Annotated in this window: 22 protein-coding genes and 2 pseudogenes; 5 read left to right on the top strand and 19 right to left on the bottom strand. The window is 48.5% G+C overall.

The window, feature by feature from the left end; genetic code table 11:
- Nucleotides 1–123: 123 nt before the first annotated feature.
- Nucleotides 124–1,184: pseudogene (locus tag KME12_25220) on the bottom strand (IS4 family transposase).
- A 246-nt stretch (nt 1,185–1,430) separates the two neighbouring features.
- On the opposite strand from KME12_25220, the gene arfB reads away from it, so the two are divergent.
- The 4 genes and pseudogenes from arfB to KME12_25240 all read left to right on the top strand — a co-directional run bounded on the left by arfB (nt 1,431) and on the right by KME12_25240 (nt 4,826).
- Complete coding sequence (gene arfB, locus KME12_25225) at nt 1,431–1,847, top strand: aminoacyl-tRNA hydrolase (GenBank protein ID MBW4491075.1); 417 nt, start codon at nt 1,431–1,433, stop codon at nt 1,845–1,847.
- A gap of 66 nt (nt 1,848–1,913) precedes the next feature.
- A complete protein-coding gene (locus tag KME12_25230; protein ID MBW4491076.1) occupies nt 1,914–3,119 on the top strand; it encodes a glutathione S-transferase family protein in 1,206 nt (401 codons plus the stop codon).
- 249 nt (nt 3,120–3,368) lie between these two features.
- Nucleotides 3,369–4,241 carry a hypothetical protein gene (locus tag KME12_25235; GenBank protein ID MBW4491077.1) on the top strand — a complete coding sequence of 291 codons (873 nt, stop codon included), beginning with the start codon at nt 3,369–3,371 and terminating at the stop codon, nt 4,239–4,241.
- Between the two features lie 68 nt (nt 4,242–4,309).
- Nucleotides 4,310–4,826: pseudogene (locus KME12_25240) on the top strand (hypothetical protein).
- Between the two features lie 429 nt (nt 4,827–5,255).
- Here the strand turns inward: KME12_25240 and KME12_25245 are convergent.
- The 17 genes from KME12_25245 to hemF (KME12_25325) all read right to left on the bottom strand — a co-directional run bounded on the left by KME12_25245 (nt 5,256) and on the right by hemF (KME12_25325) (nt 24,335).
- Nucleotides 5,256–6,215 (bottom strand): NAD(P)-dependent alcohol dehydrogenase, encoded by a 960-nt coding sequence (locus tag KME12_25245; GenBank protein ID MBW4491078.1) that lies wholly within the window; start codon nt 6,213–6,215, stop codon nt 5,256–5,258.
- Between the two features lie 63 nt (nt 6,216–6,278).
- Entirely contained in the window at nt 6,279–7,583 is a 1,305-nt protein-coding gene (gene hemL, locus KME12_25250; GenBank protein MBW4491079.1) for a glutamate-1-semialdehyde 2,1-aminomutase, read from the bottom strand.
- A 70-nt stretch (nt 7,584–7,653) separates the two neighbouring features.
- Nucleotides 7,654–8,235 carry a heme-binding protein gene (locus tag KME12_25255; GenBank protein ID MBW4491080.1) on the bottom strand — a complete coding sequence of 194 codons (582 nt, stop codon included), beginning with the start codon at nt 8,233–8,235 and terminating at the stop codon, nt 7,654–7,656.
- Between the two features lie 46 nt (nt 8,236–8,281).
- Nucleotides 8,282–9,022 (bottom strand): DevA family ABC transporter ATP-binding protein, encoded by a 741-nt coding sequence (locus KME12_25260; GenBank protein MBW4491081.1) that lies wholly within the window; start codon nt 9,020–9,022, stop codon nt 8,282–8,284.
- Between the two features lie 63 nt (nt 9,023–9,085).
- On the bottom strand, nt 9,086–10,255 hold the full coding sequence (gene devC / locus KME12_25265) for an ABC transporter permease DevC (GenBank protein MBW4491082.1): 1,170 nt from the start codon (nt 10,253–10,255) through the stop codon (nt 9,086–9,088).
- Between the two features lie 22 nt (nt 10,256–10,277).
- A complete protein-coding gene (locus tag KME12_25270; protein ID MBW4491083.1) occupies nt 10,278–11,483 on the bottom strand; it encodes an HlyD family efflux transporter periplasmic adaptor subunit in 1,206 nt (401 codons plus the stop codon).
- A gap of 1 nt (nt 11,484) precedes the next feature.
- Nucleotides 11,485–12,522, bottom strand: a complete 1,038-nt coding sequence (gene hemF, locus KME12_25275; protein MBW4491084.1) for an oxygen-dependent coproporphyrinogen oxidase — start codon at nt 12,520–12,522, stop codon at nt 11,485–11,487.
- 99 nt (nt 12,523–12,621) lie between these two features.
- On the bottom strand, nt 12,622–13,614 hold the full coding sequence (gene hemB / locus KME12_25280) for a porphobilinogen synthase (GenBank protein ID MBW4491085.1): 993 nt from the start codon (nt 13,612–13,614) through the stop codon (nt 12,622–12,624).
- Nucleotides 13,615–13,618: 4 nt separating this feature from the next.
- The gene (hemC, locus tag KME12_25285; GenBank protein MBW4491086.1) at nt 13,619–14,605 is read right to left on the bottom strand and encodes a hydroxymethylbilane synthase; all 987 of its coding nucleotides are present in this window, start codon (nt 14,603–14,605) and stop codon (nt 13,619–13,621) included.
- 5 nt (nt 14,606–14,610) lie between these two features.
- Nucleotides 14,611–15,660, bottom strand: a complete 1,050-nt coding sequence (gene hemE / locus KME12_25290; protein ID MBW4491087.1) for a uroporphyrinogen decarboxylase — start codon at nt 15,658–15,660, stop codon at nt 14,611–14,613.
- A 64-nt stretch (nt 15,661–15,724) separates the two neighbouring features.
- Nucleotides 15,725–17,788, bottom strand: coding sequence for a hypothetical protein (locus KME12_25295; GenBank protein MBW4491088.1), 2,064 nt, complete (start codon nt 17,786–17,788; stop codon nt 15,725–15,727).
- A gap of 135 nt (nt 17,789–17,923) precedes the next feature.
- Nucleotides 17,924–18,988: an aromatic ring-hydroxylating dioxygenase subunit alpha gene (locus tag KME12_25300; GenBank protein ID MBW4491089.1), complete on the bottom strand. Its 1,065-nt coding sequence runs from the start codon at nt 18,986–18,988 to the stop codon at nt 17,924–17,926.
- A 162-nt stretch (nt 18,989–19,150) separates the two neighbouring features.
- Nucleotides 19,151–20,464, bottom strand: coding sequence for a glutamyl-tRNA reductase (locus KME12_25305; protein ID MBW4491090.1), 1,314 nt, complete (start codon nt 20,462–20,464; stop codon nt 19,151–19,153).
- A 196-nt stretch (nt 20,465–20,660) separates the two neighbouring features.
- On the bottom strand, nt 20,661–22,325 hold the full coding sequence (locus KME12_25310) for an FAD-binding protein (GenBank protein MBW4491091.1): 1,665 nt from the start codon (nt 22,323–22,325) through the stop codon (nt 20,661–20,663).
- Nucleotides 22,326–22,385: 60 nt separating this feature from the next.
- Entirely contained in the window at nt 22,386–23,030 is a 645-nt protein-coding gene (locus tag KME12_25315) for an L-2-amino-thiazoline-4-carboxylic acid hydrolase (protein MBW4491092.1), read from the bottom strand.
- A gap of 70 nt (nt 23,031–23,100) precedes the next feature.
- Nucleotides 23,101–23,343 (bottom strand): hypothetical protein, encoded by a 243-nt coding sequence (locus KME12_25320; protein ID MBW4491093.1) that lies wholly within the window; start codon nt 23,341–23,343, stop codon nt 23,101–23,103.
- A 14-nt stretch (nt 23,344–23,357) separates the two neighbouring features.
- Nucleotides 23,358–24,335, bottom strand: coding sequence for an oxygen-dependent coproporphyrinogen oxidase (hemF, locus tag KME12_25325; protein ID MBW4491094.1), 978 nt, complete (start codon nt 24,333–24,335; stop codon nt 23,358–23,360).
- A 1,042-nt stretch (nt 24,336–25,377) separates the two neighbouring features.
- On the opposite strand from hemF (KME12_25325), the gene KME12_25330 reads away from it, so the two are divergent.
- Nucleotides 25,378–25,809, top strand: a complete 432-nt coding sequence (locus KME12_25330; GenBank protein MBW4491095.1) for an IS66 family transposase zinc-finger binding domain-containing protein — start codon at nt 25,378–25,380, stop codon at nt 25,807–25,809.
- A 249-nt stretch (nt 25,810–26,058) separates the two neighbouring features.
- Here the strand turns inward: KME12_25330 and KME12_25335 are convergent.
- Nucleotides 26,059–26,219: ATP-binding protein (locus KME12_25335; protein ID MBW4491096.1), on the bottom strand; the 161-nt coding region annotated here is incomplete at its 5' end.

Genomic DNA, 26,219 nt, shown 5'->3' on the forward strand with positions numbered 1-26,219 from the left:
GCCTCAAAAGTGACTTGGAAGTTTACAACTCAGGATGCCAGGGTCAAATTGAAACATCTCTACCCCGTTTTTGAGATGGCAGAATAGTAAAGTCTATTGCCCTAATTTAGACCTGTCAGTCTACTAGGTACAGGATAAAAACTGTAGAGCCTTGGAAAACTGATCTCCTTTCTGTTCCAAGTTGAGGACGATGTTACGTAGATAGTCAAATCCATAGCGAAATAAGCTCTTGGCTCTGCGCCCATGCTTCTTAACGACCAACGGCTTGAGCTGATGCAACCACTCCCCACTGAGTAAGGCCCAGCAGAGCACTAAGGAGAGCAATGCCAACAGCTTGTTGAGTCGCTCCGCATCGCTCAGGTGGGTTGATTCCAAACAGAACCCCCGGCTTTTGAAGCTGCCAAACAAGGTTTCAATCCCCCAGCGCTTGGCATAATCTGTGAGGGCAGATTTAGGGGCGCTCTGAGTTGCAACGACCAACAGGGTACCATCCTCAAGACGCAACGCGGCAATGTAGAGCCAATGCCCCCACAATTGTCGTTTGTGCCGCAGCACCTGATGCTGTCCGGGCTGAAGTGCTTGAAAGACGGCGCTAACCTTGAGACGTTGACGGCCCTTGCCCAAGATGTGATTGTGGCGGATGCGGATGCGCAAGGGGGTGCGTGGCTCTTGCCGCAAGTAGCTGAACCAGTCTTGGCCGATGAACTCTCGCTCGGCACTCAAGCAGGCCAGCGATCGCTCTCCAAAGCGCTCCAGAAACTGGTTGAACAACTTGATGCGTTCATCGGTGTTGAAATTGCCGGGTTTGTCGAGGAGGCACCAGACGACAGGAAAGGCAACGCCTTCATGGACCACACCTAGCATCAAGATATTGAAGACACAATTGCCAAAGCACCATTCGCTTCGGTCCAACGAGAGCACCCAAGGCTCCGGAATTGCCATCAGACTCATCAGTGCTTTGGCGATTTCGGCATAGTCCGTCTCATAGTGGCGGAGAAGCGCTAGAGGCGTTTGTAATGCGAGTCAGTTTGGGCGTTGCCACTGAATGCCGTGGCCAATTCGGCAAAGTTGACAGTTTTGACTCGCAGTAGAGCCATGAGGAAAGCAGCGAGAAAGCTCAATCTGGTACCATGCCAAGTGAGGTGAGGACGCAAGGCATTGCGAAGTAGAGTAACCTGATGCATCAGGGTTTCATGGTTAAAGAATGTAGTAATTCTTATGAAACCCTTTCCTGTCCGACCTTTGCAAGTTTTTGTCCTGTACTGAGCATTGCTATAACGTTGCCTGCTTCACTATTTCTCTAGCGTCCTTTACGAAAGTGAGTGCAATGTGATTGCTAGATTCTAACTGCTCACTTTTGATAGCCCCTGTATTCGAGGTAAAATCCGCTCAGCTGCCGATATGACTCATCTTTGAGCTATGGTTGAATGATGCTGTCAATTTCCAAAACTGTAACTATCCCAGAGCATGAGATTGAAATGAGTGCCGTTCGCTCCCAGGGGGCAGGCGGACAGAATGTCAATAAGGTGGCGACTGCGATTCACCTGCGCTTCGACGTCCTAGCTTCCTCGCTAAGCGATCGCCATAAAGAGCGACTGTTGCAGTTGAATGATCAGCGAATTACCAAGGAAGGGGTAATCATCATTAAAGCTCAGGAACATCGCAGTCAAGAGCAAAATCGAGAAGAAGCTCTACAACGGCTGCAAGCTCTGATTAGAGGCGCGATCGCAGTTCCTAAACCCCGCAAACCGAGTAAACCAACGCGCAGCTCTCAGAGAAAGCGGCTTGATAGCAAAACCAAACGCTCTCAGATTAAAACCCTGAGAGGTAAAGTCACTGATGAATAATAGCTTTGTTGCCCTCGCCGCTCTTTCTACTCTCTAGTCCAGAATCTCCTAATGACACCCACTCCCATGCCCATCACTCCCCTCAGTTGGCCTGAACTAGAGAACCTCACAGACTTTCAAATCGATACCGTTAATGGGCCTACCAATGCTCAAGCCCGTTTGCGCTTGTTTGGTCAAAGCGAGTCTGAGGTGCGGGTGACCCTATACCGCGATAACCACGCTTGGTGCCCTTATTGCCAAAAAGTTTGGCTGTGGCTGGAGGAAAAACAGATCCCCTACCGCATCGAAAAAGTCACCATGTTCTGTTACGGGGAGAAGGAGAGTTGGTACAAACGCAAAGTACCATCGGGAATGCTACCTGCGATTGAGCTAGACGGACGCATGATCACGGAAAGTGATGACATTTTGATCGCCTTGGAACAGGTCTTTGGCCCCTTGGGATTTAGCATGAAAGACCCAACGGTAATCCCACTACGACGGCTAGAGCGGATGCTCTTTAGCGCTTGGTGCACCTGGCTTTGCTACCCCACAGGGTCGGCTCGCCAAGAGCAGAATAACCGGGATCAATTCAAAGCAGTTGTAGCCAGGGTCGAGGATGCTTTAAGCAGCACGCCAAGCCACTACTTCCTGGATGGGTTCAGTACTGCTGACGTTGTCTTTACGCCCTATGTGGAGCGGATGAATGCCAGCCTTTACTACTACAAAGGCTACTCGCTGCGGGAGGAAAATCCTCACTTGGCAAACTGGTTTGCGGCGATGGAAAGCCGAGCCACTTATCGCGGCACCCAGAGCGACTTTCATACCCATGCCCATGATTTACCGCCTCAAATGGGGGGTTGTTGGGAAAATGGTGAGCCGCAAATGCTCCAGAACCGGGCGCAGGTGGATCACGGCCCTTGGTTTGGGCTACCTGATGTAGCTTATTCAGAACCCGGAAACTCCCGTACAGAAGCGCTGCAACGTGTGATCAAGCATCGGGCCAATATTATTCGAGTCAACCCTGCCGATGACAGATTATTTGATGAAGCCCTGCGTTGCGCTCTGACCTACATGATGACTGGCGAGGTCTACCTGCCACCACCGGGGTCTGATGTTGCCTTGCGATATCTACGCGACAGAATTAACGTGCCCCGTGACATGTCCATCTATGCAGCCAAGCGGCTGAGGGAGGCATTGGAGGCAACTGCGGCCTTAGCGGGCGATGGTCAGGGGCCTACCATTCCTGTTAGACATCGACGAGATCAAGACCCAGCTAACTTTGCTAGAACTTAGGGCATCTCTGTTCTGTTTTAGGTTCTAGCAACCCCATCTTTTTCGTAGGCTTTATTGCAGAATTTGCAGAAAAAGAGAGCAATAAGTAAAGATGTTAGTTGTGTCACCTTAGCAGTTAATAATTCGGGGAGCTTGAATCCTTCTGAAGAATCAGGTTGAACACATGGAAACAGCCTAGGCTAAATACAGAGCTATGGCCTTCTAAAGGAGAACCGTAAAAGTAAAGGGTAATTCTTGGGGCTAGTAATTTTGACTGAGCTATTGCCCTCACTGGGAGGCTTGGCGATCGCAATGAGGCAAAACCATACCTTACTTTCTACCTGGCCTACTCAACGAACCAGACGACAGTTTTTGCGGTTTGGAATCGTAGGCTGTGTTTTACCGATCGCGGTCTCTCAGCTATCTCGTTGCGGAAATCAAAACTTACCAGTTATGGGAATTCCAAAGCAAATCGATCCAGCCGCTACAGGTCAATTGCGATCGCGGCCAATCCAACCTACAGTCACTGGAATTTCTGGGCTACATCCTCTTCAGTTGGATGGAAAAAGAGACGGTTTCCTTTACGTACCAGCTAGTTATCGAGCTAGCCACCCCGCTCCCTTGGTGTTGATGCTACATGGTGCAGGAGGGGATGCGGAAGGAGCACTGAACATTTTACGGCAACTCGTTGATCCAATCGGAGCGATTGTCTTGGCAGTTGATTCGCGACGGGCAACTTGGGATGTGATCATGGGTCAATATGGGCCAGATATCACCTTTATTGATCGCGCTTTAGCCCAAACCTTTAGCCGTTACGTCATCAACTCTCAACGAGTCGGAGTGGCTGGTTTTTCGGACGGCGCTTCCTATGCGCTCTCGCTCGGCATTATGAATGGAGATTTGTTTACCCATATACTCGCCTTTTCACCAGGATTCATGGCTCCGATTCGGCAAGCAGGCGATCCACATATCTTTATCTCCCACGGCACCCAAGATAAAGTTTTGCCGATCGATCGCTGTAGTCGAAAGCTCGTACCGCAACTGAAAGGAGCTGACTACAACGTCCTGTATCAAGAATTTGAGGGACCTCATACAGTGCCAGCCGCGATCGCACGGGGAGCCTTGGAGTGGTTTGTCCATTGAAAAGTCGATAGTGCGTCAGAATGATGTGGGATTTATAGAGTAAAGGGGGATCTCTAACTGGAAGCCAAATGATGAAATGCCCGCTGTGCGGTCACGCTAAAGCTCACAAACATGGCAAGATGCCTCAGGGTCATCAACGCTATCTCTGTCCTGCTTGCCATCAAACTTTTTCCGAATCCTTCGATAGTCTCTACTACCGCCGTCATATCAGTGCTGAACAAATTCGCCAAGTGCTGCAAGCCCACAGTGAAGGGAGTAGTTTGCGGGGTATCAGTCGCACGACTGGACTGGCCTACAATACCGTCGTCAGCTTTGTTCGCGCTGCCAGTCAAATAGAGCGCCCCAATGGAACGATACGGCAACAAACGGGAAGATGGCTAAGCCTGCGGCACGCTACGCGAACGACGACAGAATAAGTTTGGCAAGGTGTGGGAACAAACGAGAGTGACAACTCGCCTAGTGGTGAGCTACTTCAACTGGATCTGGCAACATAGCCGATTCAAAACCACAGCAGCACAGCGGGCAGGATTAACCACGCGATCGTGGAGCTGGCACGATATTTCCTCCTATCCCACAATGATTTAATCCACTACCCCTCGTTTCGACAATGCTAAATGGCAATTTATTTTTAACAGATGAGCGGTCGAGATGAGCTCGCAGCCAAGTGAGTGGAACAACAGGTACTTTTCCATGACTCGCAACCACCCGTTGTCCTCAGGCCTGTCAAGCATCACCGATTTTGAGACGGCTGTGATCTTCTGACATTCACTGGCGACACCACAGCTGATAAAGCCGCGATCGCCCAAGGTGTAGGGGCAAGGCTGAACGACACTGTGATTAGCATTGCAGGTCAAGAAACTTCGATTTTAATCGGCATTCAAGCGAGTGATGTCAACAGCAGCAGTTTGATCTTTGCCTAGTTCTGACACTTCACCTCAATAAAATTGGGGTGATGCTGGGCAAACCTCTGACCCCACATCACCCCAAGCAATTTAATCGGTACTCACAGCACAGTTAGTCACCGTTAACTTCCAGCACGATCTTGCCTCTACTATGTTGCTCCTCAATGAGTTTGTGAGCTTTCGCAATATCGTTCAGGGGCAGTTTTTGTAGAACTTGGGGCCGCAAAGCACCTTGCTCAGTTAACTTGGCGATCGCTTCTAGATCCTGCTGATTAGATTTGACCAGCAGGCTTTCCAGACGCGGCTGCCCCAACAATTTGCGAATCACCCCTTGAAGTCCTAACAGAGGATTGGGTTCAATTGTGACAAAGACTCCCTCTCGCTTCAAAAGTTTGCAAGCTTGAGAGTATAGATTGCCACTCAATACGTGCACCTGAAAAAACACATCGAACTTTTCTTGGGTCTCTTCAAACACATCACCTTGGTCATAGGCAAGGGTTTTGTCTGCGGCTAAGGCAGCGCAATAGGCCTGATTTTTAGAGCTACTGACAGCGGTGACAACGGCTCCCAAATGTTTGGCGATCTGAATCGCTGCTGTGCCCACCCCCCCAGAAGCACCATAAATCAGAATCTTTTGCCCTCGTTGGAGTTTTGCCTTATCCCGCAACGCCTGTAAAGCTGTTAAATAGGTACAAGGCATAGCAGCCGCTTCTGCATGCGTGATACCAGCGGGTTTGGTCGCAATCCAATCTTGCTTGACGGCCAAAAACTCGGCTGCAGCCCCACCGACTAAATCTTCGATATAACCAAAGACTTCTTCACCAACCTGATGGTTGTTGACCTGATCGCCGATGGCTACGATGACTCCTGAGAAATCAAATCCAGTTCGCTGAGGAAACTGTTTGCCTGTGAGAAACTTCAGCATTCCTGCTCGAAGAGCAGCGTCTTTTGGGTTTAAGCCAACTGCTTTTACCCGAACCAAAACTTGATTCGCAGCAATCGTTGGTTGAGGGAGATTCACTAGCTCCAGGACTTCTGGACCACCGTATTGATTAAAGATTACTGCCTGCATGTCGTTGATCTCTGTAAGGGTCGAAGTGAAGCTCCTGCTCAACTGCCTGTTTTAACCAACAGTCTACAAATTAGACAAAACAATCTGGGCAGCTTCCAAAGTGCGATCAATATCTGCATCAGTGTGAGCTAGAGAAGTGAAGCCTGCCTCAAATTGAGACGGCGCTAGATAAACTCCTTGTTCCAACATGCCGCGATGGAAGCGAGCAAACTTGTTGAGGTCAGATTTCTGAGCATCCTCATAGCTGTGTACAGGACCTTGATTGAAGAAGAAACCAAACATCCCACTGATTTGCCCCCCACAAGCCACATGCCCCGTTGCTTGTGCCACTTGCAATAGCCCTTCTACCAGCCTTTTGGTCATTTGATCTAGTTGCTCGTAGGTTCCAGGTTGCCGCAACAGTTCCAAGGTCTTAATACCTGCCGTCATGGCTAAGGGATTTCCAGAGAGCGTTCCTGCTTGATAGACAGGGCCAGCGGGAGCCACCATTGACATAATCTCTCGCCGCCCCCCATAAGCTCCCACTGGTAAGCCACCTCCGATCACTTTACCTAAGGTTGTGAGATCAGGAGTGACGCCAAATTTCTCTTGGGCACCACCATAGGCAATGCGGAAGCCTGTCATCACTTCATCAAAGACGAGGAGTGCTCCCTGCTCCTGAGTGAGTTGCCGCAAGCCTTCTAGAAATCCAGCCGCAGGGGGAATAAAGCCTGCATTACCCACCACAGGTTCTAAAATAACTCCAGCAATCTGGTTGGGATGTTCCTCAAAAAGCGCTTTGACAGCGGCTAAATCGTTGTAGGGAGCCGTAAGCGTATTGCTTGTAACCGATTTAGGGACACCTGGAGAATCGGGTAAACCGAGGGTAGCAACCCCAGAACCCGCTTTTACTAAAAACATATCCGCGTGGCCGTGATAGCAGCCCTCAAACTTGATCACTTTCTCGCGTCCTGTAAAGGCTCGCATCAGCCTCAGAACAGCCATACAAGCTTCTGTACCAGAGTTGACGAACCGTACCATCTCAATGCTGGGAACGGCATCAATTACCATTTCAGCCAAGATATTTTCCAACTCACAAGGAGCCCCGAAACTGGTGCCTTTGGCGATCGCCTCATGCAGAGCAGCTATCACTACAGGATGAGCGTGACCACAGATCGCAGGTCCCCAGGAACCAACATAATCAATATACTGGTTGCCATCCACATCCCAAGCATAAGCACCTGCGACTCGGTCAAAGACAATCGGCTGACCCCCGACAGAGCGAAATGCTCGGACTGGAGAACTCACACCGCCTGGCATTAGTTTTTGGGCTGCGGCAAAGATTTCTTGCGATCGCGTTGTATTCAAACTAGTCGTTGTTGCTAACATATTGCTTCCTGATCACACTCATTGAAAAAGTTGGCTTGATGGGGACTGTAAATAGCAAAAGTCATCAAAATCAGGGAATTTCGACCATGACTTCATTGCGTTTCAACATCGGCAAGGTAAAGGGAGAATCGTAGAAGGCATAAGTCGCTGCCCCTTTAGCCTCAATCCTTTGCTGGCTCAAAAAGTCTCGGAGTTTCGCTTCCTGTTCTCGCAGCTGTTTATCTCCGGCGTTACCAGAGAAATGAATGGCCGCCACTTTACTACCTGGTAATTCCTTGAGGTTAATGCGATCGTCCTTTGGCTTTGGCAGCGTTGCCATTGAATAGGTGGAGGGCATGAAGAACTGGACAGCCCAAGTATTCGTATTTTGGTCTCCTGTTTGGGTGACAGGCGTGGTCATGGCGATCGCTTGACTTGCGGCTTGCTGCATGACAGGTGCGGTCATGGCAATTTTTTCACTTTTTTGGGGTTGGGTGACGGATATGTTTTGGCCAAAAATGTAACCCGCTAGAATGCCAAAGGCATCATTATTTGCCTTACCCCGCTCCGCCTTTACGACGGTTTCAGCCACAATTTTAGGTTCGTATTGCCGAATTTCGATGTCACCGTAGGACTGCAATACGGTGTATTTAGGTTCTTCGCTTTTACTCACAATTTCTCTCCGCAGTTAAGAGTGCAGTTAAGAGCCAGATTAAGAATTAGGACGCTACTGCCAGTCGTCCATCTTCCATGTGAATGATGCGATCGGCAATATCGAGAATGCGGTTGTCATGGGTGACGAGCAAAATCGTGCAGCCCTGCTCCTTGGCTAGGCGCTGCATAATCTCAACCACATCTCGACCCGATTTCTTATCCAGCGCCGCTGTGGGTTCATCTGCCAGAACAAGCTTGGGACGGCTCGCTAAGGCCCGAGCGATCGCCACTCGTTGCTTTTGCCCTCCGGAAAGGCTATCGGCGTAGTAGTCCGCGCGCTCTCCCAACCCCACCGCTTGCAACATCTCTGTGGCGATCGCATCGATATCCTGGTCTAAATACTCTGGATGCAGTTCTAGAGACATCCGCACATTTTGTCTTGCCGTTAAGAAGGTGAGCAAGTTATGGGCTTGGAAGATGTAACCAATTTGCTTCCGCACTTGCATCATTTTTCGCTTGCTAGCCCCGCACATCTCTTGCCCCAGGATCGTGAGGCTACCTTCCTGAACCGAGCGCAAACCACCCATCAGCGTCAGTAAAGTAGTTTTACCAGAGCCAGAAGGCCCTGTCATAATCACAATTTCGCCAGGATAAATATCGAGATTAATGTCAAACAATGTCTGCTTCCGCAGGTCACCTTTACCAAAATAATGATTCAATTGATGAGCTGAAATCACAGGCTTGGTAGTAAACGCTTGAGTCGCAGGAGAGTTTTGCGATCGCGATTGCTCTAGATAGGGAGACATAGGGGAAAGATGAGGGATGAAGGATGAGGAGCGTTCTGAATTCTGATGGCTACTGATTCCTCACTAAAAGATATCTGCTGGATCGGCGGCTCTGAGCTTGCGAAGGGCGATCGCGCCTGCTCCAGCGCACATAACAACCGTGAGAATTAAAACTGTAATGGCTCGGCTTGATTTCATAGCAATTGGTAAAAATGTGACGGATCTAAAGAAGGAATAGAAGCCGCTGGCTAGCAGAAACCCTGGTAAAAAGCCTAGAGCAGCGAGGAGTAGGGCTTCTTGTAAAATCACTCCAATCAAATACAGATCGCTATAACCCATTGCTTTGAGGGTGGCGTATTCTGGTAAGTGGTCGGAGACATCGGTATAAAGAATTTGGTAGACGATCACAGCTCCTACTAGGAACCCAATGGCTACTCCGAGATTAAAAGTAGGACCGATCGAGGAGCCTGTGTTCCAATAGGCAAATTCGCGAGCCGAGAACTGTTCCAAGGTGAGTACCAGCAAGTTATCGGGTACGATCGCTTGCAAATCTACCTGAAGTTGTTCAATAGAAACGTTGGGCTTGGCCTCAATAATGCCTAGGTCGATGTCATTGGCTCGCCGCTGGGAAAAGAGCCGCAAAAAGGTAGAGTCACTCATCAGGAGATTCCCTTCTGCGGAAAAAGAAGATCCCAGCGTAAATAAGCCAACCACTTTGACTTCTAAATCATTCGCCTGAACAGGCAGGGGATTCTGCTTTTTGAGCAGGGCCGTTACATCTCCCAGTTGTGGAATCAGACCCGCTTTATCAAATAGAACTTGGTTGAGTAGTTTGAGTTTGTCTAACTGTTGCTCCACTTCCAGTAGGTCAAAGGCAGGTCGATTGGGGTCGATGCCGTAAACAAAAATTTGCCGACTGGCTCGGTTATCCGGATTACGCCAACTCGCCTGACCAATGTACAGAGGGCGGATAGACTCAACTCCCTCCATTCCAGCGACGCGATAAAGATTGTCTCTGGGAAAACTTTTGATCGATTGTAAGTTGTCAGAGAGTTTGTTAACGATAAATAAATCTCCCTTCAGAGTGGCGTAGGGACGCACTTGGGAGTCAAACAACGCATCTCTCACCCCCAATTGAAAAAACATGAGAAAGTCGGCAAAAGCAATGCCTGCGATCGCCACAAGCAGCCGAGTTTTTTGGCTGCCCATTTGCAGCAGGGCGAGAGGGGTTTTGCGAAATAATTTTGATGGCATGGGTTCGTTGACAGAAGAGAGGCTACTGACGACTGGTGAGGGAGGAATCGGTTTGAATGGCGACTTGAACTTGCAAGTTGGTTAAGTTTGCCACTCGTTGACTATCCTCTGGATCAATCTGAATTCTCACTTCCACCACTTTGCGATCGAGATTTTCTCCTGGGCTACCACTCGTCACCTCTTGCTGAGTTACCTGTAGCCCGACCGAGTTGACTTTCCCCTGGAGTTCCCCCTCAAAGGATTCACCAGTAATCACGACAGGTTGGCCTTGGCGCACTTGCCCAATATCGGTCTGGTACACCTCTGCTACTACCTGCATCTCGTCGGTTTGGCCCAGTTGAGCAATACCTGCACTGTCCACCACTTCTCCGGGTTTGGCAGCAATGTCGAGAATGCGACCAGAGATCGGAGCCTTAATTGAGGCTTCAGCTAAATCTGATTCTGCCCTTCTAACGGCGGCGATCGCTTTGTCTACCTGAGCTTGGGCTGCCTGCACATCCACAGGACGTACTTCCGCAATCCGATTTAAGTTAGCCTTCGCTTGTCTGATTTGCTCGCGGATGGTGTTGGCACTTTGGCTTTGCTTGGCCTTCACCTCATTGAGCTGGGCTTGGGCGGTTTCTAAAGCCAATCGTCGCCGATCCAGTTCTGTTGCCGCGATCGCCCCTTCTCGGTAGAGGGGCAGATAGCGGTTGTAGTCGGCATTAGCCGTTTCAACTTCTGCCTGCCACCGCGCGATTGTCGCTTGTTGCGTGGCAAGCTCCCCTTCCAATTGCTCTTCGAGACGAGCGATCTCGGCTTCCTGGGCAGCAATCTCCCCAGACTTGGCCCCTGCTTTCACCTTGGCCAATTCAGCCTGAGCGATTTTCACCTGGGCTTGGGATTCCAAGAGCACGTTTTGCAATCGCGCCTGGGAATCCATAACTGCAATGACTTGGCCTGCCTCCACCCGATCGCCCCGCTGCACTCGCAGTTCTGCCACTCGGTCATTACTAAATGTGGCAGGGACAGAAACTTTAATCACCTCGGTCGCAGGCTCAATCCGTCCTAGAGCCGTCACTCGCTGGACTTTTGGCGCAGCTTGGGTTTCTGCGACCACAGTGGGTTGGCTGGGACGCTGGACTTGAGAGATGCCCATGAAGGCGATCGCGCCTGAGGCAGCAGTGGCAGCAATAATCAGCGCTAAGGTGCCTCGATTTGCAGGCTTGGATAGGGTTTGGAAGTTCATGTTAATGGTTCTGTGGAAGTGTCCAGTTCGCCCAATCGTGAGGCTGCAAAAACGTTTCGTACAATTCCGCTTCGGGGGTGTTGGGTTCTGGTTGATAGCCATATTCCCAACGCACCAACGGTGGCAACGACATCAAAATTGACTCGGTGCGACCGTTGGTTTGCAGGCCGAAAATCGTGCCTCGATCATAAACCAAGTTAAACTCTACATAACGACCGCGATGATAGAGCTGAAAATTCCGCTGGCGATCGCCATATTCCATTGCCTGTCGCCGTTCTACAATCGGGGCATAGGCAGGGATAAAGGCTTGTCCACAATTGCGAACTAGAGCAAAAATTTCTTCCCAACTGCGGGGAGGTAGAGCGCCAATCTGGTTACTGCGGGTCGCTGCCACCCCTTCTAAATCGGCACCTCGGTAAAGTTTTCCTTGTCCATCTTGATAATCAAAAAAGATCCCACCTACACCTCTGGTTTCTTGACGATGAGGAAGATAGAAATATTCATCGCACCAGGGCTTGAAGACGAAATAGTAATCAGGATGGTGAGTATCGCAAGCTTGCTTCAGTGTGGTATGGAAATGGGCTGCATCCTCAGCAAAAGGATAGTAAGGGGTTAAGTCGGCACCCCCACCAAACCACCAAACCGGACCTGCCTCAAAGTAACGGTAATTCAGATGGACTGTGGGGATATAAGGATTGTGAGGATGCAACACCATTGAAGTCCCAGTGGCATAGAAGCCATGTCCAGCTGCTTCAGGGCGTTGCGCCAAAATGGAAAGAGGGAGATGAGAACCCCAAACCTCAGAAAAGTTCACCCCACCTTGCTCAAACACAGCTCCTTCACGCAATACCCGCGATCGCCCACCGCCGCCTGCGGGGCGCTCCCAGCTATCCTCTTGGAAACTGCCGACACCATCTATTGCTTGTAAGCTCTGGCAGATTTCGTCCTGCAACTGCCGCATAAACTGACTCACTCTCTCCTTGGCATCTATAGGTGGTAGAGAGGTAGATTGAGTGATTTGAGGCGTAGAAATCGGCATGACTCCAACTTAATGTCCTTAGTAGTGAATACACACAAGAAACGCAATATTTCGCAATGCAGGGTGAGTTTTCTTCACCCAACCTATTTTTCGCTTAATTTAGCAGTGGCTTTTCGCTAACCAACGAGCTGCATCTTTCGCATGATAGGTGAGAATCAGGTCAGCACCCGCCCGCTTAAAGCTGGTCAAAGTCTCCATTACCACACGCTGTTCATCTACCCAACCGTTGAGGGCGGCGGCTTTAATCATGGAGTACTCGCCAGAGACATTGTAGGCAGCCACAGGTAAATTCGTTGCTTCCTTGACGCGCCAGATGATATCCATGTAAGCCAGAGCAGGCTTTACCATCAGCATGTCTGCCCCTTCCGCGATGTCCAACTCAATTTCCTTCAGGGCTTCACGGGCGTTGCCAGGGTCCATCTGGTAGGTGCGGCGATCACCAAATTGCGGCGTTGATTCGGCAGCGTCACGGAATGGCCCATAGTAAGCGGAGGCATACTTAGCGGCGTAGGAGAGAATGGGGATGTCTGCAAAGCCTGATTCATCTAAGGCAGTTCGAATCGCCTGGACAAACCCATCCATCATTCCAGAGGGTGCAATGATATCTACCCCTGCATTGGCTTGAGCCACAGCCGTTTTCTTTAGGAGATCTAAGGTGGGGTCATTTAACACTCTTCCCGTTAAGTCACCCACTTCTAAATAGCCGCAGTGGCCGTGGCTGGTGTATTCACACAAGCAAGTATCAGCAATCACAAGCAGGTTGGGAACCGCTTGTTTGACCGCAGCCGCAGCTCTTTGCACAATACCGCAATCGTGCCAAGCTCCCGTGGCTTCTGCATCTTTATCTTCAGGGATGCCAAACAAGATGATGGCTGGAATCCCCAGGTCGTAAACTTCCTTGGCTTCTTCGACAATTTTGTCTACGGATAGCTGATAGACTCCAGGCATCGATACCACTTCTTTGGCAACGCTGGTACCCGGAACCGCAAAGAGCGGATAGATCAGGTCTTGAGTCGTTAAAATGTTTTCGCATACCATCTGCCGGAGTTGCGGATTGCTGCGAAGCCGACGAGGACGATGAGTTGGAAACATAGTCTTAGTGCCGTTCTGCGGTGACAAAAATTTGATCGAGGATTGCTTGTGCGCCTTGTTGTCGTAGCTGTTGGGCCAGTTGAATACCAATTTCTTCTGCGTCGTTGGTCGAGCCAATTACTGTATCTTTGAGGACTTGTTGCCCATCCACACTGGCAACCAAACCAGTTAAGGCCAATGTTTCGCCATCAAGTTGGGTATGCACCCCAATCGGCACTTGGCAACCACCCTCTAGCTCGCGCAGGAACGCCCGCTCAGCCAAGGCGCGATCGCGGGTGGGGATATGTTCGATCACTTTCAGGAGAGATATAACTTCTATATCATCAGCGCGACATTCGATGCCCAATGCACCCTGACCAACCGCATAGAGGGAAACTTCAGTGGGGAGGATTTGGTGAATGCGATCGCTCATGTCTAAGCGCTGCAAGCCAGCCGCCGCTAAAATCAGAGCATCATATTCGCCTGCATCCAGTTTGGCAAGGCGGGTGTTCAAGTTACCGCGCACATCCTTAAAGGTGTATTGGGGAAACAGATGCCGCAATTGAGCCAGTCGTCGCAGCGAAGAAGTGCCAATAACAGCGCCAGCAGGTAGCGTATCAATTTGACAACCCTTATATTTTTCCTGCACTACCAAAGCATCGGCTGGGTTTTCTCGCTCTGTCACCGCAGCCAGGGTTAATCCTTCAGGCAGGTTGGTAGGCAAATCCTTCAGTGAATGCACTGCAAAGTCAATTTCTCGGTTCAGCATGCCGAGTTCTAGCTCTTTGGTGAACAGTCCCTTATCCCCAATCTTAGCCAGGGCCACATCCAAAATATTGTCGCCTTGGGTAGACATGGTGTGGACTTCAAAGGTGATGTCAGGGAAGCGTTGCTGCAACTGTTCGCGCACCCAGTAGGTTTGCACCAAGGCAAGTTGGCTTTTCCGAGAACCAATGCGGATCGTGCGAGTTGAATTGATAGCAGTCGAGGCAGCGGAATTTAGTTGTGTCATGACAATTAGCCCAAAAGTGAGGAGTAGTTGAGTTGTTTAACGGTTTCAAAGAAGCAAGCCACATTCTCTTCTGGCGTGTTTTGTAGCACGCCATGACCGAGGTTCATAATGTGCTTCTGTGTTCCCGCTTTGAGCACCGTATCCAGGATGTTTTGACGGATAAAGTCCTGAGGACCAAACAAAATGCAAGGGTCCATGTTGCCTTGCACACCCATGCTGGCTCCCAGTCGTTGGCGGGCGACGGACATATCTACTGTCCAGTCCACACTGACAATATCTACACCAGAGTGCGCCATGAGTTCCAAAAGACCTGCGCTGTTGTTGATGTAGAGAATCAGCGGTGTTTCTGGGTGAGTGGCTTTTACCTGCCGTACAATCTGTTGCAGATAAGGCAGAGAAAAAGTTTTGAAGTCTTGGGGGCTGAGTTGGCCTGCCCAAGAGTCGAACAGTTGCACCACTTGTGCCCCTGCCTCAATCTGGTAGCAAGCATAAGTTGCGATCGCCTCAGCTAGCTTACCCAAGAACTGATGCAGCATGGTTGGCTCTGTGTAAGCCATGCGCTTGATGATGGCGTAATCCTTCGAGCTTTTACCTTCGATCGCATAGGCTGCTAGTGTCCAAGGTGCGCCCACAAATCCCAACACCGTCGCTTCACCATTCACTTCTTTCTGCAACGTCTGGAGAATCTGACTCACAAAGGGTAGAGACGCTTCGGGATCAAGGGGAGTCAGCGCCTCAATTTGCTTCTGAGTGCGAATGGGAGCCTCAAATACTGGACCCTTGCTTTCAATAATGTCGAATGGAATGCCAATTCCAGGTAGAGGAGTGAGGATATCCGAGAACATAATCACACCATCGGGTCTGAAGGCATGGAACGGTTGTAGAGAGATTTCCACTGCCAAATCAGGATTTTCAGAGCGATCGCGGAAAGAAGGATACTTCTGACGTAAATTCCGATAAACCTGCATGTAGCGACCTGCTTGACGCATCATCCACACGGGCGGGCGCTCTACTGCCTCACCTCTCGCTGCTTTCAGTAATGTGTAATTCCCCATACGTCCTCCTTACATCAAAAGTTGTTTATTGAACTTCAAAAAGGATGTGTTGACTTAACGGCGACTAAACAAAAGTAAATTGATTGGTGTTGGTTAGGCTTAGCTGCTCTGTAGAGACTCCTGCCACAAACCCAATGAGTTCTGATGTAGAACCATTGTTGAGGAAGATACCTGTGCCTGCCAGAGAGCCAGTGGGTGAAGTACCCAAAGTGTAATCACTTGCAGAACCAATCAGCTGGATCTTGTCTTCAGACACCTTAAAGTCAGCTAGCAGAGCATAGTCATCATTACCACTTGCTGTGTAGAACACAGACTGAGCGCTGCCTGGTAGTGTACCTGCTAAAACAAAGGTGTCCCTGCCTTGATTCCCCGTTAAGGTATCCACTTCGCCTAGAAGAACTAATGCTTGGGGAGAAAAGATATCAAAGCCAATGAGGGTATCGTTACCAAAACCACCAAAAACCAAGTCATTACCAGAACCACCGCTGACAATGTCATTGCCGCTGTCGCCAAATACTTGGTCATTATTTGCAAAGCCTAATACAGCGTCATCGCCTTCTCCACCGTAGGCAATATCATCGCCTTCAGCACCCGTCAGCACATCATCGCCATCGTCACCAAATAGTAGATCTGCACCCTCCTGCCCACTAATCCTATCGAATCCAGAGCCACCAAAAACGACATCGTTTCCCCCACCTGCATCGATGAAGTCATTTCCAGTGCCTCCTTGGATTTGATCATTGCCCGGAGCATCTCCGTTATCATCTCCATTGAGAAAATCGTTCCCAGCACCACCATCTATAACGTCATTTCCAGATCCAGCTAATACTAGATCACTCCCTGACCCACCATCTATAATGTCATCGCCCCCCCCTGTAATGGCACTATCATCCCCGCTGCCTCCCTCAATTCGGTCATTGCGGCCAAAGATAGTGTTAATAGTGTCGTTACCAGTTCCAGCTACTACGATGTTATCAATTCCGAAGCCTGCACCAAAGAAGCCATCGTTGTCTGCACCAATTGTAGCGATGGGTGCAAGCATGCTTTTTGCTGTGCTTGGAGGAGGTAGGAAAGTGAACTGCGTTGCATTAGTCAAATTTAAGTGGTCGGGCTCTATCCCTTCCACAATGCCAATCAATTCAGGTGTGGAACCATCGTTGAGAAAGATTGCTGTTCCTGAAGGCAAGCCAGTGGGTGAGGCACTAAAAGAGTAGTCACTTGCAGAACCAATGAGCTGGATTTTGTCTTTAGACAAGCTAAAGTCTGTAATGAGTGCATAGTCACTTAAGCCAGCAGAAGTAGGATTACCATCCGTGTAGAAGAGTGCCTGCACTCCACCTGGCAGTTCTCCACCCAGAACAAAGGTGTCATTTCCTGTGCCACCTGTTAAGATATCAACTTCGCCAGGGATGCTTAGCGGTTGGGGGGCAACAAAAATATCAAAGCCGATTAGAGTATCGTTGCCAGCACCACCAAAGACTAAGTCGTTGCCAGCACCACCACTGATAATATCATTGCCATTGTCACCATAGACTTGGTCATTATCTGCAAAGCCTAATACAGCGTCGTCTCCTTCTCCACCGTAGACAATGTCATCACCGTCAGCACCTGTCAGCACATCGCTACCGCCTTCACCAAACAGTAAATCTGCACCTTCTCCGCCAGTGATTCTATCAAACCCGGAGCCACCAAAGGCTACATCATTACCTCCACCTGCATCAACGTAATCATTTCCGGCACCTGCTTGAATCTGATCGTTTCCTAGGTCTTCAGTCCGGAAATCATCTCCATTCAGTAAGTCATTGCCAGCACCACCATTGATAATGTCATTTCCGGGCCCAGCCAACACGAATTCACTTCCTGCCCCGCCGTCTATCTGGTCATCGCCTGCCCCTGTGATGGCACTATCGTCCCCACGGCCTCCCTCAATTCGGTCGTTGCGACCAAAGATAGTGTTAATGGTGTCATTACCGGATAAGCCAATGACCACGTTATTAAACTGAAAACCTGCACCAAAAAAAGCATCATTATCTGCACCAACAGTACCAATAGGCGACAACATTTCCCATTGAGATGCTACAGGGGATTGAGCGTTAGCTTGCTGTGTTAGCTTCGTTTTCTCTTGCATTCTGCTTGATTCTCCAAAGTTTATAAGTGATAGCATCTACTCGATTAGTACTGACCCTTTAAAGAACTGTTAACTGCAATCCATGTACTGATCGAGCAAAGCCCAAAGTGATCCAAAACTCAAAAAAGATGCAACTTAGTTCATAGATAGGGTGGCTGTAGGCTCTACAGGGTGGCTCTTTAGATTGTTTGAGTTGTCTGAGCTAGGTTCTAAACCCCACCCCATCGCTAGGTATTTTTGACGCAGCTTTCTAAAAGCAAGAGGTAGAGCATCAGCAGGAGTATGAGCTTCAGAAGCAAGATTCTCTGGTATCCGTTTCGGGTACTCAGATTCAGTTACTACTCGATCTTCCATACCAACCTTATGATGGAATTTCACGAATATAGGATCGGCCCAACTATAGGTGAAGAAACTACGGAATTGAATACGCTTACTGAGTGTAGTGTTGTCATCGATTGGTAAGTGAATCGCGTAATTAACGAGCTTTCCGCGGCCAAAGTCAATCACAACCTTAGTGATGTTAGGAAGATAGAAGGTAGTTTTTGACTGCACTTTGGTTCGAGATGGCTGGAAGAAAAGTCTAAAAAAGCCTTTGGGTTTTGTGAAATTTTCGTATGTTATTACAGCACTTACGCCCCAAGGCTCCTCATCAACGTCATACTCTTCTACTTTTTGATCTTGCGTGAATCCCCAGCCAAAGGAATCAGAGTGAACTACAGAAATATGAGCTGGACAGAGAGAGTTCTCTATGACGCGAGTGTAGTGAGCATTCATCTTATACTCTAAGAAAATAGGATGCAGAGTTGAGTCTGCAAACTCGGGGAGGAGTGGAATGGGGGGGCGTTCTGTTTCTGGTAAGTCTCCATAAAATAGCCAGACAAAACCATACTTCTCCTGTACGGAGTAAGTGTCTACGCGAGCTTTTTTAGGAATAGGAACTCCAGGTTGATTGGCTGGGATGTCAATGCAGTGCCCATCCGCCTGGAATTTCCAACCATGATAGGGACAATGGATGCAGCCATCTTCTACCTGCCCTAGAGAGAGGGCTGCTCCTCGGTGAGGACATTGGTCATTCAGTGCTACCACTTGTCCTTGGGAATCGCGGTAGAGCACAAATCTCTGATTCAGCATCACGATTTGTTTGGGCTTATTAGTGACCGCTGAGCTGAACTCACAAGCATACCAAAAGTTCTTGAGCATTCTTCGTACCTGCTACTGGATGAATTTCTTTGTTTTTAATGCAGAAAGAATTCTGCAAACGCAAAGGCTGTCAGTGTGAAGTGAAATCGATGCTTGGGTGGCGCGATCGCAGCCCTTCAGTTCATTGCCTGCCTACAATCAGCTCTCAAATCGGCGATCGCTTCAAGTCCGAGAGGATATTTTGGCTACAGGGGCCAGGGGTGATTCTGTCTTCAAGTTGAACAACATTTGTAGCGTCCGAACAGCAAGGCGTTGAGCTTCTAAGTCTCGCTGTGTCCGCAGTTGGACCATTGGTTCGTGGAGAATTTTGTTGACAATTCCTCGGGTCAAAGCTTCAATCAGTTCTTGGTGTTTTTGGGCAAAGTCAGTGCCTAAGCGTGATAAAGTTTTCTCTAATTCTTGCTCACGAATCATTTCTACTTTTTCTCGCAAGCAGCTAATTGTGGAAAATGTTTCTAGCGATCGGTACCAATCGGCAAAAGATTCTAGTTCTGCTTCGATGATGCCTTTTGCTTCCAGGGCCATCTGTTGGCGGCTTTCTTGGTTCTGAGCTACGACCTGCTTGAGATCGTCAACGTTAAAGACTTGAACATGAGTTAATTCATTAACATCTGCATCTACGTTGCGGGGAACGGAAATATCAAATAGCATCAAGGGCTGGTTATGAGCTAAAGTCTCCGTCAATTTGGCTTGATTTAGAAGAGGTTCAGTGGAGGCGGTACTGGTAAAGACCAAGTTCGAATCTGCCACCAAAGCCATCATCTCAGTGAGAGGATAGCAGGGGATGGACACATCGCTGAACTGACTGGCTAGCTCTTGAGCCCGCTCTACAGAACGGTTAGCGATCGCAATTCGAGTTGCTCCTTTTGCCAACAGGTGTTGTACTAGGCGACGAGCCATGTTACCTGCACCCACAATTGTGACTCGGCAGTCGGATAGTTTTTGGACTTTAATTTGGGCTAGCTCAACTGCAGCAGAACTAACGGAAACAGCTCCCGTACCAATGGAGGTTTCGGTTCTCGCTCGTTTTGCAGCAGTGATGGCTTGCTTAAACAACTGGTTAAGAATGCGCTTGATACCGTTGCACTCTTGACCCAACTTGTAAGTGTTTTTCACTTGAGCCAAAATTTGCCCTTCGCCTACTACCAAGCTATCTAAACCAGCAGCAACTTGCATGAGATGGCGTACAGCAGCCTGTTGCTGAAATACAAACAAATGTTCATTCAGCTCATGACTAGACAAATGACTGTGTTCAGCGAGAAACTCAGCTACTTCTTGAGCCGCTGGCTCTGTGGCTAGCGCCGCAATATAAATCTCTAGACGGTTACAAGTACTGAGGATGGCAACTTCCCGAATATGAGGATAACTACATAGACGAGCGATCGCTATTCCGATTTGGTTTTCAGGGATACTTAGTTTTTCGCGAACTTCAACGGGAGCAGTTTTGTGACTCAACCCAACGACAATAATATTCATGTTAGTAACCTCCTTTGAGGCTGGTTTCCCTCAGGGGTAAATAAAGTGCAAATTGCATGAATGGCCGAGAGCAGGTTGAACTTGGGCTTAGCACTACTAAGTTGCAACCAAGCTCGAAGTATGGTTTGAAGTGAGGAAATGATTCAGCTACACCCGCTTAAAGAGTCTTGCTAACAGCTAGAGCGGCCATAATGGCTTAACTCAGTAAGGCAAAGATGGGTGAGAACTCATTGAGGAGCAGTAGAAACAGCAGCGCTAGCACGGCCAAAGCGATCGCCTGTACAGACAACTTTGTCTGAGATTTGGCAGACTCCAGCGGCAGTTCGGCAGAGTTCAAAGCTGTATCTTCCAGTTGCAGAGAAATAGGAGATGCAGCGATGGTATTTGCCAAAGATAGTTTCTGTGAAGTCTCTGATGCAGCATCCATAGAAGGCTCATATTTAATGAAGCCAGGATTTAAGATGCCTTGTGGATCGTATTTCTGTTTCATCTCATTGACTTTGCCCCAATAATCTCCATATTGGAGTCGCCATTGAGAGAGATTGAAATCTGTCCAACTTGCTACATATCTTTTACCACCCATTTCTAAAGCTAAGTCAGTCAGATGATGCAACTGCTCTAAAACAGGGGGAAGCTGAGCTTTGGAAATTGTGGGATACATACCGAAGCCTAAGATTAGTTCTTCTTGAGGAAGGGCAAACATCGGCATGTTGGTATTACGAGCCAATAAGCCAAAGGAGCCGATAGGCGTCATTCTAAAGTCAATAAAGCTTGGGATGCGTTGGAGTGCAATCTCAATGTACTTCTTGGCGACGGAACTGGGGAGAAGTACATCAATCCAGGGATTTGCCGTGCCTGGGAGCTGGGGCATCTGGACTAAGGGCTGAACAAACTTCTCAAAAGTTAGCTCTTCCGTGTGGACGTGACGGTAGAAACTGAGATCGGAGAGCAGCTCTGGCTCATTGATATCGTCGAAGGCATCCACCTCTAAGGTGACTTGCATCCGGTAGAACCATTGAATCAGAGGCCGCAAACCTGCTCCAGCTCTAGATACGCCTTGCATGCAAGGAGAGAACAGAGATAACAACCCATCCACTCGATCCTCTAGAATTAGGCGACGCTGCTCCTGTAAGAAGAGGTCGAAGTCATCATAACAGAGGAAGTAGGTTCGAGTAAAAGCGCGGTGGGGCTTAAGCCGATGCTGAATTTGGGTAATGACACCGAACTGATTGTAACCACAGAGAGCGTGATAAAACAGTTCACTGTTTTGCTCCGGTGAACACCAAACAATATCTCCCGTCGCGGTGACAACTTCTAGTCCCAAACAGTTATCTGCCTGTGACCCATACCGGAAGGAACTTTGACCCAACCCAGCGGCTGAATGGGTTCCTCCAAGAGTGACATCAAAATAGTTGGTCAGAACTGGAGGAATCACCTTTTGCGGTAAGGCGCGATCGACAATCTGTCTCCAGGTTGTTCCTGCATCAGCTTTAAACCAGAGGCGATCGCTGTGAAATTCGTGAATTTGATTCAGGTTCCTCATGTCGAGGAGGATACCATCTTGGTTCAAAGATTGACCACTGAGCGAATGTCCCGCTGCTCTTGAGGAGATGGTCAAACCTTGAGCCGCAGCATACTTGATGGCTTTAGCAACATCAGCAGAGTTTTGTGGTCTGATAACCACTTGAGGAGTTTTCTCAAAAATGCCACCAAAATCTTGAGAAACTGCTGCCAAATCTGCTTCTGTACTGCTGACTTCACCTTCAATGATGTGCTTTAGGTCTAAAATAGCACCGTTCATGGCAACAATATCTCTCCATTGGCGATGTATATCGCCTGAAAGTTGACTAACACCACTCATTTCAGGATGCAGAGTCCCCAGATCGCCGTGAGACGTAATGTTTGTGGACTCTCATTTCGATTAGTCTGAAAGGCGCGTTTTGAGCATTCTGATGCCAGCCCGGAGCAGGATGGGAAGGAGTCTGACAATTTCCACAATTTGCACGAACAGGTTGGGAGTATTCTTTTCTAACTCAGTAGCCGACTGAGCAGGTCTTTCGTACTTGAACACACAGACGCAATCACCATCAGCTTGTCTGCTCAAAAGAGTTGCCTTCATGCCTGGAAAAGCTCTTCTGGCGGCTTCTTGTTCCATCTCACAGAGAATGCGGCAGGGAGACTCAAATCCATACTCTTTAGCCAGGGATAAGGCTGGGCAAACTCTTTGAATCTCCAGAGCCGCGTCAGTGCCGTTTTGGGAAACATCAACGATTTCGGTAATAAAACCCATTGGGCGGAGCAAGGGAATGGATTTCTTGAAGCCCTCAGCAATGGTGGCATTGTCAATAAATGCGCCCATCAGAGCCTTCTGCTGTTCGGGATACTTCTCCAACATCTTTTCATAAGCGGCTGCATCTCCCATCTCTTCCGCCATTTTTTTGTAGCGAATGAAGCGATTTCTGAACAGGTTCATGGCTTTGGAAGCATCCATGTTCAGAACATCTTCCATCCGTAGGTCGCCAGCACCTACTTTCTCTATGGGTTTTTCTACTACTTGTTCTACCATCTTAAGTTCCTCCTTTGAAGGTTGGTTTCAGGGGTGTCACAACAATGAACTTTGCTAGTTAGCTTGAGATCTACCAGGTGTAGCAGTAAAGCAAAGCAAGTCCGAACAGCAGATATCTCACCACAACTCGGAGCGCCAGAACGAGCCGAATTTCTAGGTTGCTCTGCATCGGTTCTTGTTGCTCTGTTTTCACGGAATTTTCAGACTGCGATCGCCACATATTGAGCAATTGTGTTCCTAACATTTCACTAACATCGGTTGTAGTTGTATCAGCCAGGTTCTTGATGTTTCCATGACTCATTTCAAGAACCACCCGCATCTCCAGATCTAAACCCAATCGCGAGCGCTTTTTAGCACTTCTCGGAGCATGGCTTCTGGGCTACCAAGAGTAGGTTGGTCATCATATTCCCAACTCGCTATAGCAGGCATGCAGTTGAAAATACTTTGTTGATTTACCATGCCACTGGCTAAGCCAAAGCGGATGCCGCGATCGCTGGTGAGAATAAACTCGACATAGCGCCCACGTACAATGCGCTGCCATTGCTTATTCTCTTCAGCGAAAGGTAGATCTTTGCGTCTTTCGACTAAGGGCAGATAAGCAGGGATAAATGCTTCAGTACAGTCAGTCACAAAAGCCAGTAGTTCTTCAAAACTACCTTCTTTCAGGTGATCAAAAAAGATGCCACCAATGCCTCGGCTTTCACCACGGTGGGGGATGTAGAAGTATTCATCACAAGCTTGCTTGAAGCGTGGATAGTAGGAGGGGTTGTGGCGATCGCAAGCTTCTTTATGCACTCGATGAAAATGAGCGGCATCTTCTTCAAACAGATAAGCTGGTGTCAGGTCAGCGCCACCCCCAAACCACCAGTAACTCGGTTGATCACCACCACCCACCTGGAAATAACGGTAGTTTGCATGGACAGTTGGTGCCATTGGATTGTTGGGATGGATGACGAAACTCGCTCCTGTGGCAAAGAAAGGAGTGCCTTCAGTGCTGGTCGTGTGGTCTGCTTCTGCGGTTGAGAGAGCACCAGATTTTTGCAAAGTCATTCCGGGTGGCAATGTACCTTCGAGGGATACATAGTTAATGCCTGCTTTCTCAAACACGTTGCCACTGTGGAGCGCTCGGTCAATATAAACAGTGTTATCACTATTCTTGTCAGCACTATTGTTGCCAACGACCCACAGCCCATTACTATCGCGGTGCCAAGGCTGTTCCACAAATTTCGTGCCATCGAGTTGCTCGATCGCTTGGCAAGTGTTCTCAAACATATCTCTAAACACTTTTTCTGCCTGCGAGCGCATGGCCCACTGGCTCTGCAATGGCTTTTCTAATAGTGTATCCAGCATGATCTACCTCCTTCCTACAAGGAACTAATGGTTGATATCTTGGCTAAGCCACACCAAAATGATTGAAGTAGCTTGTACGCTTCTCCAAGGTTTTGGCTTAGCCAAATTTGAGCATTTAAGTCGAAAAATGCTTCAAAATCTTATTAACCTTGAAAGCTCAACTGTAAACATCAAAAGCTCGTATGTTTCAGTGGCTTTGGTTGGTAATGTGAGATGTCTAGACAGAATGGGTTACCTGTCGGATAGAACTAAGAACATTCTGTTTTATAACTCAAGCTGTCGTGTCAATACATACTGTTGGGCATGGAATACTTAGGGGGCTTCAAGAACTTTTGTGTTTTTTCCGGAAAAATACTGAAAAACCTTTAGGTTTCTTTTATAAATTTCCTGAAGAAAAACTACAATGAGTGCTTCAAGGGCTTTTTTACCCATTCCGGAAATATACCGAAACAAAACTCAAGGCTCTTTTTGCTTTTAACTTTACTTACCCTCCTAAAGCTGCTCAATAGGTGTGAGACGAGTTTAATAGGCCGTTAAAACACTAAACGAAGCTTAAGCCACAGGCAGTAAGAACAACAAGGTCATATTTGTAAGCATGAGAAGACTATCCTCAGCGCCGTGAAAAGCAAAGGGGAAGATTCAAGACTTTTACAAAAGAAACCCAAAAGCTCTATGCCTCTACCTCCAGAATAGTTGTGAATAAGTAAAAATTCATACCTGGGATAGACTCACTTCTAGAGTCACACAGTTAGGTTAAGTATTCTTTATGCAACGAGTAATCTTCGTTTAATTATTAACAAAATCGTAACTACTCAGGTTTAAGTTTTTAGGGATGTTTCACGGGAGATGCAACCAGAACAGGTAGGATTTGAGCGATGCGGTTGAATTTGCGCCAGCCCTTATGAGCCAGCCCTAGCCTTCAAAGCCTATTAATCGAGAGGAGATTCGGGCGATTTACGCTCAAGGCGAGGATGCGGTCATCGCCTTAGTCGAAGGTTTGCTGGAGCGCATTAGTCAGTTGGAAGCCCGCTTAGATAAGTTAGAGAATCAACAAAAGCAGGATAGTAGCAAGCCGCCATCAGGTGATGGGTTTGGTAAACGCACGAAAAGCCTTCGTAGGAGGGGTGAGCGTTCCAGTGGCGGACAAGTTGGACATCGTGGCCGCACCTTGGAATGGAGCAAGCAGGTGGATGAGGTGATAGTACACCCAGTTTTGCAATGTGAGGCGTGTGGAGCCTCACTAAGCGAGGTTGAGGTTGAGAATTGGTTGCTGCGTCAGGTGCATGATTTGCCGCCATTGCGATGTGTGGTGAGAGAACATCAAGCCGAAGAGAAGCGGTGTCCTTGCTGTGGAGAACTGAATCAAGCAGTGTTTCCAGCCAGCAATTCTCATTTTGAAAATTCAACTGCTATTTGGAGGGATCTCTAGCTCTAGTCCTTGGAGCATGAAGGTGAGCAGATGATCCCAACTGTCGAAATACAGGTAACGCCCGTAAGTCATCAAAAAAGGTCTTGCGGGTGGGCAAATGAGCTCGCAGTAGCTTGTACTTCTGGTCAAGCAACTCCAGCATGTTAAATGTCAACTACATAGGCTCTTTTTGCAGGAAATTCCTCCTGAACTTGGCAGTAGATCGAGATAAGAAAACAAGAGTAGATCGCGAGACGAAAGAAATGACAACTATGCGGAAGACTTAGAACGAGCTAAAGCTGCTTGCTTACGGAAACTCTCCGCTTGCAGTTCGATAATTGTCGCGTGATGCACCAAGCGATCTATGGCTGCCACCGTCATCATCGAGTCAGAGAAGATGCTATCCCACTGGCTGAAAGGCTGATTGGCTG

Origin of the sequence: Trichocoleus desertorum ATA4-8-CV12, from assembly GCA_019358975.1 — a bacterium.
GTDB classification, from domain to species: Bacteria; Cyanobacteriota; Cyanobacteriia; order FACHB-46; family FACHB-46; genus Trichocoleus; species Trichocoleus desertorum_A.

Coding starts and splice junctions, on each gene's coding strand:
- arfB (MBW4491075.1), top strand. CDS start 1,431: ATGCTGTCAATTTCCAAAACTGTAACTATCCCAGAGCATGAGATTGAA.
- KME12_25230 (MBW4491076.1), top strand. CDS start 1,914: ATGCCCATCACTCCCCTCAGTTGGCCTGAACTAGAGAACCTCACAGAC.
- KME12_25245 (MBW4491078.1), bottom strand. CDS start 6,215: ATGCAGGCAGTAATCTTTAATCAATACGGTGGTCCAGAAGTCCTGGAG.
- hemL (MBW4491079.1), bottom strand. CDS start 7,583: ATGTTAGCAACAACGACTAGTTTGAATACAACGCGATCGCAAGAAATC.
- KME12_25260 (MBW4491081.1), bottom strand. CDS start 9,022: ATGTCTCCCTATCTAGAGCAATCGCGATCGCAAAACTCTCCTGCGACT.
- devC (MBW4491082.1), bottom strand. CDS start 10,255: ATGCCATCAAAATTATTTCGCAAAACCCCTCTCGCCCTGCTGCAAATG.
- KME12_25270 (MBW4491083.1), bottom strand. CDS start 11,483: ATGAACTTCCAAACCCTATCCAAGCCTGCAAATCGAGGCACCTTAGCG.
- hemF (MBW4491084.1), bottom strand. CDS start 12,522: ATGCCGATTTCTACGCCTCAAATCACTCAATCTACCTCTCTACCACCT.
- hemB (MBW4491085.1), bottom strand. CDS start 13,614: ATGTTTCCAACTCATCGTCCTCGTCGGCTTCGCAGCAATCCGCAACTC.
- hemC (MBW4491086.1), bottom strand. CDS start 14,605: ATGACACAACTAAATTCCGCTGCCTCGACTGCTATCAATTCAACTCGC.
- hemE (MBW4491087.1), bottom strand. CDS start 15,660: ATGGGGAATTACACATTACTGAAAGCAGCGAGAGGTGAGGCAGTAGAG.
- KME12_25295 (MBW4491088.1), bottom strand. CDS start 17,788: ATGCAAGAGAAAACGAAGCTAACACAGCAAGCTAACGCTCAATCCCCT.
- KME12_25300 (MBW4491089.1), bottom strand. CDS start 18,988: ATGCTCAAGAACTTTTGGTATGCTTGTGAGTTCAGCTCAGCGGTCACT.
- KME12_25305 (MBW4491090.1), bottom strand. CDS start 20,464: ATGAATATTATTGTCGTTGGGTTGAGTCACAAAACTGCTCCCGTTGAA.
- KME12_25310 (MBW4491091.1), bottom strand. CDS start 22,325: ATGAGTGGTGTTAGTCAACTTTCAGGCGATATACATCGCCAATGGAGA.
- KME12_25315 (MBW4491092.1), bottom strand. CDS start 23,030: ATGGTAGAACAAGTAGTAGAAAAACCCATAGAGAAAGTAGGTGCTGGC.
- hemF (MBW4491094.1), bottom strand. CDS start 24,335: ATGCGCTCGCAGGCAGAAAAAGTGTTTAGAGATATGTTTGAGAACACT.